General features: G+C 60.6%; 7 protein-coding genes and 1 pseudogene. 3 read left to right on the forward strand and 5 right to left on the reverse strand.

Annotated elements, in window-relative coordinates; genetic code table 11:
• Positions 1-74: 74 nt before the first annotated feature.
• On the reverse strand, positions 75-1,547 hold the full coding sequence (locus QZY48_RS12515; protein ID WP_295431189.1) for a circularly permuted type 2 ATP-grasp protein: 1,473 nt from the start codon (positions 1,545-1,547) through the stop codon (positions 75-77).
• Positions 1,548-2,213: 666 nt separating this feature from the next.
• On the opposite strand from QZY48_RS12515, the gene QZY48_RS12520 reads away from it, so the two are divergent.
• Complete coding sequence (locus QZY48_RS12520) at positions 2,214-3,383, forward strand: TIGR03088 family PEP-CTERM/XrtA system glycosyltransferase (protein ID WP_295431190.1); 1,170 nt, start codon at positions 2,214-2,216, stop codon at positions 3,381-3,383.
• Between the two features lie 248 nt (positions 3,384-3,631).
• Here the strand turns inward: QZY48_RS12520 and QZY48_RS12525 are convergent, their stop codons facing one another.
• The 3 genes from QZY48_RS12525 to QZY48_RS12535 all read right to left on the reverse strand — a co-directional run bounded on the left by QZY48_RS12525 (position 3,632) and on the right by QZY48_RS12535 (position 7,112).
• Positions 3,632-4,849, reverse strand: a complete 1,218-nt coding sequence (locus QZY48_RS12525) for a glycosyltransferase family 4 protein (protein WP_295431191.1) — start codon at positions 4,847-4,849, stop codon at positions 3,632-3,634.
• A gap of 61 nt (positions 4,850-4,910) precedes the next feature.
• Complete coding sequence (locus tag QZY48_RS12530; RefSeq protein ID WP_295431192.1) at positions 4,911-5,966, reverse strand: SGNH/GDSL hydrolase family protein; 1,056 nt, start codon at positions 5,964-5,966, stop codon at positions 4,911-4,913.
• Between the two features lie 33 nt (positions 5,967-5,999).
• Complete coding sequence (locus QZY48_RS12535) at positions 6,000-7,112, reverse strand: PEP-CTERM sorting domain-containing protein (RefSeq protein WP_295431193.1); 1,113 nt, start codon at positions 7,110-7,112, stop codon at positions 6,000-6,002.
• 490 nt (positions 7,113-7,602) lie between these two features.
• On the opposite strand from QZY48_RS12535, the gene QZY48_RS12540 reads away from it, so the two are divergent.
• Both QZY48_RS12540 and QZY48_RS12545 read left to right on the forward strand, forming a co-directional pair.
• The gene (locus QZY48_RS12540; protein WP_295431194.1) at positions 7,603-8,241 is read left to right on the forward strand and encodes a transposase; all 639 of its coding nucleotides are present in this window, start codon (positions 7,603-7,605) and stop codon (positions 8,239-8,241) included.
• Positions 8,242-9,058: 817 nt separating this feature from the next.
• A complete protein-coding gene (locus QZY48_RS12545; protein WP_295431195.1) occupies positions 9,059-9,838 on the forward strand; it encodes an ankyrin repeat domain-containing protein in 780 nt (259 codons plus the stop codon).
• Between the two features lie 805 nt (positions 9,839-10,643).
• Here QZY48_RS12545 and QZY48_RS12550 read toward each other — a convergent pair.
• Positions 10,644-10,844 (reverse strand): annotated as a pseudogene (locus QZY48_RS12550) (transposase); the annotation flags it as partial.
• Between the last annotated feature and the right edge of the window lie 136 nt (positions 10,845-10,980).

A 10,980-nucleotide genomic window follows, 5' to 3' on the forward strand; every position in this document is an offset into this window, starting at 1 on the left:
CATCGCGTCTCCGATTACGATTACGACAACGACAACGACAACGACAACGACAGCGATTGTGTTTGACTCGTTACTTAGTTCGCCAAGACCCAGGTGTCTTTGCTCCCGCCGCCCTGGGACGAGTTGACCACCAGGGACCCCTTGGTCAGGGCCACGCGCGTGAGTCCCCCGGGGACCACCTCGATGCCATCGCCGTAGATGATGAAGGGGCGGAGATCCAGGTGGCGCGACTCCAGTTCCCCGTCCAGATAACAGATGTGGCGCGACAACTGTACCACCGGCTGAGCGATGTAATTGCGCGGGTTATCGTTGATCTTTTTGACGAACTCGGCCCGTTGGGCGGTCGTGGAGGAGGGGCCCATCAACATGCCGTAGCCGCCGGACTCGGCCACCGCCTTGATCACCATCTTCTCCATGTTGTCGAGCACATAGGCGCGGTCCTGATGGTCGGTCATCTGATAGGTGGGCACGTTCTGTAAAATCGGCGCCTCCCCCAGGTAGTAGCGGATGATTTCAGGCACATAGGCATAGACCGCCTTGTCGTCGGCGATGCCGCTGCCCGGCGCGTTCACCAGGGCTACGTTGCCGGCGCGCCAGGCGTCGATGATCCCGGCGACCCCCAGGGTGGAGTCGGCACGGAACACCAGGGGGTCCAGGAAGTCGTCGTCCACCCGCCGGTAGACTACGTCCACCCGGCGCAGCCCCTGCGTGGTCTTGAGATAGACCTTGTCGTTCTCGCACACGAGATCCCGGCCCTCGGCCAGTTCCACGCCCATCTCCTTGGCCAGGAAGGTGTGCTCGAAATAGGCCGAGTTGAAGATGCCGGGGGTCAGGACCACGATGGTGGCCTCGTCGGGGCCGCGCGGGGAGAGGAAGCGCAGGGCCTGGAGCAACAGGGCGGGGTAGTGCTCGACGCGGCGGACCTTGTAGCGGGCGAAGAACTCCGGGAGTATGCGCCGCTCCACGATCCGGTTCTCGATCATGTAGGACACGCCCGAGGGGGTGCGCAGGTTGTCCTCCAGGACCAGATAGCGCCCCTCCTCGTCGCGGATCAGGTCGATCCCGCTGATGTGGGTGTAGATGTCGTGGGGTGGATCGATGTCCATGATCTCGCGGCGGAAATCCTTGCCGCGGTAGATCAGTTCCGGGGGGACCACCCCGTCTTTGAGGATGCGCTGGCCGTGGTAGAGGTCCTTCAGGAACAGGTTCAGGGCGCGGATGCGCTGCTTGAGCCCCGCCTCCAGCATGGTCCACTCATCGGCGGTGATGATGCGCGGCAGGATATCGAAGGGCCAGACCCGCTCGATCCCCTCGTCCTGGTCCGAGTAGAGGGTGAAGGTGACGCCTTCGGTGTGCAGCGCCAGGTGGGCCTCGTGCGCCTTGGCGCCGAGCATCTGCTGCCCGGCCCCCTGGATGTGTTCCCACATCGGGCGATAATGTTCGCGCGGTACGAAGTTGTCGCTGTAGAACTCGTGGTAGGCCATCGCGGGGCCAGCCTGTTTGGACTGGACCTGACCGCCGCCACTGGATTGGAATTGCCTTAGCATGGTGCGACTGCCTGGTGGCTCGGGGGTGTATCCCTTGAGCAAGCACGTTGCGTGCCAGTGATTGTGGTAGCCTCGGCGGTGTCCGCGGGCCTGGGCCAAGGTGGGCGGTCAGGCCCGATTGCTTGAGTGGATCGCCGAATCGGCTCGTCTGCCGCGCCAGCGGTGGTGGTCTTGGTCCGGCAAGCCGCCCTAAGATCGCGCATTCAGTGCCAGGTCGGGGCCTAATTGGTGCGCCGTGGCCGGTGTTGGCGTGCTCCCAAGACCTGCCGCGGCGGGCGTGGTACGGGTTATCCTGGCGCTTCCCTCTCCGCGCTCATCCTCGCCCTGACCACTGCGCTCGCGGCGTGCGCCCGGCGGTCGGTCCGCCCCGCGGACCCGCCGCGAGCCCGTAGAGTCCGCTGCGCGGACCGATGCCGCACGGATGACCAAGGCCCCCTCCTGAACCGCGGCCCCACGCACCCCCGCGCGTGCGCATCGCGAGGCCTGTCAGATGAACCTGGAAAGAGCAGTTATCCACAGATGCACACAGATGAACACAGATTATTCATTGACTTACGATTAGCTGGCGACTCACCTTGCCGGTGCTTCTGACACTAGCGATAAGCGCATGACAATTCAATCTGTGTTCATCTGTGTTCATCTGTGGATTTTTTTGGATGAGTGACCATGACCCCAGTTTCCCGCGACCCCCGCGAACCCCGCGAACCAGACCACCGCCGATTGATTTGTCACATCATCTTCAAGCTCGACTACGGCGGCCTGGAGAACGGTGTGGTTAACCTGATCAATTGGATGCCGACCGAGCGCTATCGGCACGCCATCCTGTGTCTGAGCCACGCGACCGATTTCAGGGAGCGCATCCGCCGACCCGCGGTCCCGATCATCGAGATCGGCAAGCAGACGGGCAAGGACCCCGCCGCCTATGCCCGGGTCTACCGCGCCCTGCGGCAGTTGCGCCCCTGGCTCGTGCATACGCGCAACCTGCCCGCCATCGACATGCTGGTACCCGCCCGGCTCGCCGGGGTGCGCCGGCTGGTCCACAGCGAACATGGCCTGGACGCCGTCGAGCTCGAGGGGCGCCACCGACGCTACAACCGCCTGCGGCGCTTGAGCCGCCTGCTGGTCGGGCACTACATCACGATGTCGGCCGATCTCAAGCAGTGGCTGCACGCGCAGGTCGGGATTCCGACCCAGGACCTGTCGGTTGTCTACAACGGCGTGGATATCGAGCGCTTCGCCCCGGGGGCGCGGCCCCGGCACCTGTTCCCGAGCGGCTTCGCCCCGGATGACGCACTGGTGATCGGCACCATCGGCCGCCTGGAGCCCGTCAAGGACCAGGTCACCCTGGCCCAAGCCCTGGTCCGGCTGCTGCAAGCCCACCCCGAATTGAGTCGACGTGTCCGTATGGTCGTCGTCGGTGACGGGGCCCTGCGCGCGCCGATGCAGGCGGTGCTGGCCGCGGCCGGGTTGCAGGACCACGCCTGGCTGCCGGGCTTTCGCGACGATATCCCCGATCTCTATCGTTGTATGGACCTTTTCGTGCTTCCGTCCCGGCGTGAGGGGATCTCCAACACCCTGCTGGAGGCGATGGCTAGCGGGCTGCCGGTCGTGGCGACCCGGGTCGGCGGCAATCCCGAACTGGTGCTGGAGGGGCTTACCGGCGACCTGGTCCCGGCCGCGGACCCCGGGGCACTGGCGCGGTCGCTGCACGGCAACCTGACCGATCCGGCGCGACTGGCTGCCTACGGACGTGCCGGCCGCGACCGGGCGGTCGCGGTCTTCAGTCAGGCCGCGATGATCGGCGGCTATACGAGGGTGTATGACGCGCTCGCCTGAATTCACCCCAAATTCTCTCACGGAGACACAAAGACACGGAGAATAAAGACTGGATAACAGAGCTTTCAGATGTCCAGCCAACAAGCTGGGACCAACGCCGGGTGACGGTCAGACACAGAATCGACCGAGGACGAGTCGCTGCATCGCCTATCCTAACCGACGCAGATCACTGTTTTTAGAAATGTCTTTCTTTGTGTCTCCGTGTCTCCGTGTCTCCGTGAGAGAAATCCTCTTCTTGAGCCGTACAATTAAGATAGGGCGCCTGGCTTCAATGCGTCTGCAAGCACCGCGAGATGGTCATGCGTGGTTTGCTCCCAGCGAAAACGCTCCGCCTGGCGGCGGGTGGCGTCTCGGTCTTGCGCCACGCCGCGCAAGGCCCTGACGCCGGCCGCCACACCCCGCCCCGAGCGCTCCTCGATCAGGACCCCGGCGGCGGGATTGTCGATCACCTCCGGCGCGCCCCAGACCCGGGTCGCCGCCACCGGCGTGCCGCAGGCCAGGGCCTCCAGAATGACATTGGCAATCCCCTCCCGGCTGGAGGCCAGGACCAGGCAATCGGCCGCGCCATACCAATCACGCAGCGCCGCCTGATCGACGAAGCCCAAAAAGCGCACGCGATCCGCGACCCCGAGGCGGCTCGCCAAGCGGCGCAGTGCGCCCTCTTCCGGTCCGTAGCCGGCGATCACCAGGTCCATGTCGGGAAGCTCGGCCAGGGCCTCGATGACAAAGTTGTGACCCTTGCGTTCGATCAGGTGACCGACCGACAGCAGGGTGGGGCGGGTCAGACCCAAACGCCCCCGCAGTGCCTCCCGGTCCGCCGACGGTCGGAAGAGTTCCAGATCGACGCCATGCAGAACGACGCGGATACGCTGCGGCGCGACGCCAAGCTCCACCATCCCATCCTTGAGCGCCTGACACACCGTGGTGATTCCGGCGGCGTGGTGCGCCGCCCACTGGATCATCCGCCGCGCCAGTCGATAACGCGGGATCAGATTGATGTCGGTCCCCAGGGCGCTGATGATGACCGGCCGCTTGAGCATCCGGCCCAGCCAGACGGCGGCCACGCCGTCCGGGTAGATGTAGTAGGAGTCGATGACCTCGAAGGCGAAGTCCCCGCTCGCCAGCAGCCGGCGCAGCTTAGGGTAGAGCGCCGCCGCCATCAGGGCGGGGGCGAGCGTCATCCCAACCTTCGGGATGGTGGGAAAGCGCGGGTAAGTGACCGGAATGCCGAAGCGCTCCTCGCGCGCCGCGACCTGGGCGAACGCGGCATAGCGGCCGAACCGGGCGCCGGCCAGCGGAAACCAGGGCACGGGACTGACGACCCGCAGGTCCACCTGCCCCGATGCCAGCAGGTGGCGCAGCCGGTGCTCGATGAAGATGCCGTTTTGGGGGAGCGCCGTGCTCGGGTAGAGCGAGGACAGGGCCAGGACCTTGGTCCTGGGCCCGGCAGTCGTGGGTAACGCCATGCTGGTCTCGGACCTTGGGTCGGAAAGCTCGGCCTGGAATTATCGCACAAAGCGCATAAGGCTACTGCCCACATTGACCGTAGCGGCGCCGACTTCGATTCATCGACCACCCGAGCACGGCCAAACCCAGCAGCATCAATGCATAGGTCTCGGGTGCGGGTGCCGCGGCGGCGAACTGCGCGGCGAGCAGCCGGTGCGCGGCGGTGGTCGGGTGCACCTTGTCGAAATAGAGATAGCCCGTACATCCGGGGTCGGTGGACCAGAAACCGCTGTAGAGGCAGGAGTCCGCGGTGTTGGTGAACCCGTAGGCCCCCGGATTGGCGGTCACTTGACCGAGGAACGCCGCCGTGTCGAAACGATAGAGTATCGTGTCCGACAGCAGGCTATCCAGCGCATCCAGCAGGTTCGTCAAGCCGAGGTTGTAGTCGGCGCTGCTCTTGGATATCAGTGCCCACAAGTCTACTTTGCCCGCTTCCAGCGCTTCCAGCGCTTCCGGCGTCTTGCTGAGGTCGGGCATACCGGGGACCAAGATGTGTTCCGCGCCCAACCCCACCAGCGTCTGGATGTTGTACGCCATGGCATCCAATGCCTGGACGATTACGGTGTCCATGTTTTGCGGCTGCGCGGCGAGCCCGAGAAAGATGTCGTTCGGCCCGCCCCACAGCAGGAACAGCGTCTGGTCCGGAACCAGCGTACTGTTGTCATAGCGGGCGACCTGCTTTGCGATCCCCGTATTGGCCACCGCCGGGTAGTTCGTCAAGCCGGTGGGCGAGTTGACCGTGGAGTTGTAGTTGCCGTCGCCGTTCAATGCCCCGCCAACCGCGAAGTTGTTGGAGTTGGGGTTAGCCGTCGGCCAGCCCTGATTGACCGTGACCCCATAGGACTGCGCGAGGTATTCGGCGGCCGTCGGCCCGTTTGAAAAACGGTAGGCATAGGGCGGGGACGGAGGGAAGACTGGCGGGCCGCCGCCTATGGGGGTGGTCATGGCCGCCGCATTCCCCGGGTCGGACAGACTGTCGCCGAAAACGACCAACTGCGAGAACGCGCCCGCGTTCACCGTGGTCACCACGGACATCGCCAGGACACAGGTGCCGGCGAATTTGGTCAATGTACGCATCGTAGGTTCTCCTCTCTTGTCGAAGATTCCGGACTAGGGCTCATGCCCCCTGCCGCATGGGCTGCATCGGTCGCTGGGGCGACCGACACGCATTAGTTGAGGGTCTATCCGAGAACTCCTCCCGCACGCCTTCGATCCCGTGACTTTGAAAGAAATCGAGCGGGCGCTCGGGGTTACGCCAGTCGCGGCTGGCCGAAAAAGGTCAGGGATGAGCGGGGGCTCCGGAGGGTCAGATGCTATGGATTTGAATAACGTATTGGCTCCCTTCCCCCTCCTGCGTTTCTTGGCCAAGAGCCAGCCGCCGATGAGCATCAGTGAGATCGCGTCCGGCTCCGGAACCGTCAGTACGGCGAAATAGTCCACGGGAATGCCACCTGCGACGTAATCGCTCAGGCGCCAATTGGTGGGCGGGCGCAAGTCGTAGCCATAGTCGTCGAGTCCCGACGGTTTCTTGTCCGCATCCGAATCCGTTATGTAAATCGTACCCAGCGTACTATTGTAACCCTGAAAGGTCACGGCGTGGTATGCGTTCGGATCGTGAATGACGATACCCACCTGGGCGCCGCGGGACAGGAAGTCATTTGCGCCTGACAATAAGTCAGCGGCGAGGTCAAAGGGATCGCTGGGCCAGGCCATGGCCGTGGTGCCATCCCTGCCGTCATAGACTCCATAATAGTAAACGGCGTAGCTGCGGTCGTCGGGATGTGGTCTGTTGCTCAGATACCAGTTCACTGCCTCATGTTGCCAGCCGCCGTATTCCCAGCCGCGGTCGTTGGTGTAATTAAAGTTCATATTGTATACCATATCCCAATAGATACCCTGCGCGTTTGAGGACGCGAAACCGGCGCTGGCCAACATGTTAGCTGCGGAAGCGATCCAGCATGAGTTGTCGTAGGCAGTCTTCGGGCTACTCCAGGTTCCGTTGACAGCATCGGCGAGCGTCTCAGTATTTTCCCAATGGCCGTTGTTATTCGCATCCTCCCAGGAGTTTTCCGTCCAATTCCCGGCGTCGTGGCTCTTGTTTGCGTCCGTCCATAACGGATTCAAGTAGCTGGTCAAAACAGGCGTGGCCGATGCGCTCCCCATGCAGCTCATCAGAATGAATGAAAGACTGCACACAACCTTACCATCCGCAATACGGATCATCTTATTCCCCTTGTGAACTAAACTGCATTCCGCTCAGGAAAGCACAAAAAAGGCGCGAAAGCGGGCCAGTACTTTTTTTCTCGATTCAACCTGCCGCAACCCCGGCCCGCTGTCCACGATCAACGAGCCGCAGCCCATCAGGTTCGGTCGGTATCCATAAGATAGCAAGCGACGCGCCAATTTCCCCTGATTCTCATCAAGTCGCGGATCGTTCCAGCAAGCGCAAGGCTTGCCGGGGCATCGGGGCTGCCGCCCGGCGCGCGTTGCGTGGACTCCAGACGCGGAAGTGTAAAAAAAGCTGACAGTTGGGGAGCCTTTCAGGGGAATTTGGACGCTTCAGCTCAGAGTTTTGGCCGCTTTCTCGGGGCCGAACGACAGGAGTTGCAGGCATGTCAAGAAAATACAGGCACCTAAGCTCGATGCAAGGTGCAGTGTTTGCTTTACAACAGGGGACTTTGCCCACCTCGGACCCGATCTTCTGGACCGTCCGGTGAGGCTGTCACCCCATGCGGTCCGGCTGCGCCCGGCTGCCCACTGCGGCACGGCGATCCACGCCTACTGCCAGATGACCAACCACATCCACCTGCTCGTGACGCCGGAGAGTCGCGACTCCATCAGTGCGGCACTCCAGGCCCTCGGCCGCCGCTTCGTGCCCCACATCAACCACGCCTATGGCCGCAGCGGCACCCTCTGGGAAGGCCGCTTCAAGGCCGGCGCGGTTCAGCAAGATGCCTATCTGCTCGCGTGTTACCGCTACATCGAGATCAATCCGGTGCGGGCGGGGATGGTCGCGCACCCCGCGGACTATCCCTGGTCGAGCTATCGCGCCAATGCCCTGGGCAAGGCGGATGGCTTGCTCTCCCCGCATGGGCTTTATCGCTCGCTCGGCCCCACGGAACCGGAGCGGTTGCAGGTCTATCGGGAACTCATTGAACAGGCGCTCGACCCCACGACCGTCCAAGAAATCAGGGCGTGCCTGCAAACAGGCACGCCCCTGGGGAATGACCGGTTTCGCGACGAGATCGAGCGGGCGCTCGGAGTGAAGGTGGGCTACGCCAGTCGCGGTCGGCCGAAAAAGGTCAGGGATGAGCGGGGGCCGACGGAGGGTCAGATGCCATTGGGAATTTGAATAAGGGTACTGACCCCTTTATCCCGCTGACCCCTTTATCCCTGAATAAGGGTACTGACCCCTTTATCCCTCTGAATAAGGGTACTGACCCCTTTATCCCTTTATCCCTTTATCCCTTTATCCCCCCAACAGGCACGCCCCTGGGAAATGATCGGTTTCGCGACGAGATCGAGCGGGCGCTCGGAGTGAAGGTGGGCTACGCCAGTCGCGGTCGGCCGAAAAAGGTCAGGGATGACCGGGGGCTGCCGGAGGGTCAGATGCCATTGGGAATTTGAATAAGGGTACTGACCCCTTTTTGACCCTGACCCCTTTTTGACCCTGCCGCGGCCATGGCGCAGTAATAGCACATTTTCCTGGAATGTCCATCTGGGACGGCAATCTTTCAGCCGGAGCGGACACACAGAATATGGCGGGCCGCCGGACCGATGACCAAGGCCGCCGGTCGGGATACGCGGCGATGTACTGCCAGGCCCTGATCGCCAGCCAACGGCCAAAGCGAGGCGTGGCGCCTGATTCGTGAAGACCCTTAACAAATGGGCCCCGGATGGAACGGATTTTCTCGCCCTGGCTTGACAGTTCGTTAAGCATGGTCTACTTTTACATTCAACTGTGCCCGGGGTGGGGTGGGGTGGGCTAGGGCGTCTGGGCCTTGATCACAAATCCGCCCAAGGCCAGCCGCTCAATGTGGGTTTGCGCGCGCAAGTGGATGTTCTGCAAGGGATCGGCGACTCCGAGACTGAACGGAGTGGGCGGATTTATGATTAAGGCCGGCGCGCGCTGCTTTAGGTTCAACATTAATATTCCTGGAAATATTCGCATGTTAACGTCGGCACCCTCTTTGGCACGGCTCTTCGCAATTGCTAGCATTATCGTATTATTTTCGGGATGCGCTACGAGCCAGAGCCGAACTCCTCTAATGACCGCATCGCGTTACGGTCAGACAGATGTTGCACGAAATCTCATCAGCAAAGGCGCGGACGTTAACGCTAAAGACAATATCGGGATGACCGCGCTCATGACTGCGTCGTTTAACGGGCAAACCGAAGTGGCGAAATTGCTACTGGAAAATGGGGCAAATGTCAATATTGCATTCGCTCCTAACGCCCAAAGTTCAGGTGGCACAGCATTAATGGCAGCAGCGTTTGCGGGTCATAAGGATATCGTCCGAATCTTGCTTGACAAAGGAGCCGATGTTAACGCAGTCCAGCAAAACGGTAATTCGGCCTTAACGAACGCTGCCATGAAGGGAAACGAGGACATTGTCCGTATTTTGCTAGAAAAAGGAGCAAATGCAAACCAAATTAACAAGCAGGGTTTTACTTCTCTTTTGTTAGCCATTGGCGCCGCTCATGAAAATGTCGGAAGCGGCCACGAACAGATGGTGCGGAATCTTATAGAAAAAGGCGCGAACGTTAATTCGGCGGGATATCTCGGTTACACAGCTTTAATTTTTGCAGCAGAAACTGGTCGCGCTGATATAGTTCGCCTCTTACTTGACAAAGGGGCCAACGTAAATGCAAAAAACGCAGCCGGAAAGACTGCCTGGGACGTTGCCGCGGATGCCCCGGCAATCCGCCTCCTTTTGTCTCGGCAATAGAGGCGAGGTTTGAATTCTTTTCCCGAATCCGGGACTGCGCCGGGGGCGCCGGGTAACCGGCGTCCCTACGGCTTAGCCAAACCTTGGGAGCCACTCCAATGAGAATTACAAGAGGTTCAATTTTAAATTTTCTCGCTGGTTCCAATTTACTTGAGCCTGGCTCCTTATTCCTTCCTTAGTTCACTTAACTGAAGTTTCCGGCTTTTCCCGGGGGGGGTACCAGAAGGGCGGGGGGTTACGCTGGGGGGAGTTTCGAGGGGTTTGCGCAGATCCAGCCAAAACCTGCCAAAACTCCCGGCCCCAAGTGCCTGCCCCTGTGCAGATTCCAGAACCCGGAAACTTCAGTTCACTTAAGAGAGGTAAAATATATGCAGTGCGCTTTACCGATAAGAATGATAACGGCTTGTTGCGCTTTTTACAGTTTGTTAGGTTGCGCAAGCGCTAAAGATTGGGTTCGTCCAGGTGCCACGCCTGAACAGATGGTGACTGAACGTAATGAATGCTATAAACAGGCCATGGAGGAGTCTGGCCCAACCCCTGGTTGGCGTGGTATGCAACAGGCAGCAGCTGACAATCTTACGCAAGCTATCTTGTTTGGACCATATTTTAACAGTTGCCTAGAGAAAAAAGGATATGGCCCGCGTTCACCGAAGTAGCCCGCGTAGCTTGGAGGGTGGGGTTAGGTCTTGCCTTTTGCCTGACAGGAGGCAAAAGGCAAGACCTGATGATGATCGAGCCGACCGCACTCCCTGACCCAATCCCGTTAAGCTAAGAGGCTGTCAAGGAACCTGTAAATGACAGAGCGTCAATTGTCCGCCAGTTTATATGGTATTTGATTATCGCAAAGCTGTCGTAGAAGCAAGCGGCCGGACGCGATATAAACCTGTGCCTCGCTAGACGTTGGTTTGCGCTCGTAATCTTTACTTAATCGACGCGATCGACCGAGCCAGGCAAATGTTCTCTCCACTACCCAGCGACGAGGTAATACGTGAAAACCTTGAGGCTCATGAGGCGAATTGTGTGATGCCACACAGTACCCTGAGGAATTCCACAGAGCATGTCTTGATATTGTGAGCCCATTCATGAATAGCGACGTACTGCTGTAGATATACCTTGTTCACACCACGAAATGGGCGAAGGAA

Source organism: uncultured Thiodictyon sp., assembly GCF_903828115.1.
Taxonomy (GTDB): domain Bacteria; phylum Pseudomonadota; class Gammaproteobacteria; order Chromatiales; family Chromatiaceae; genus Thiodictyon.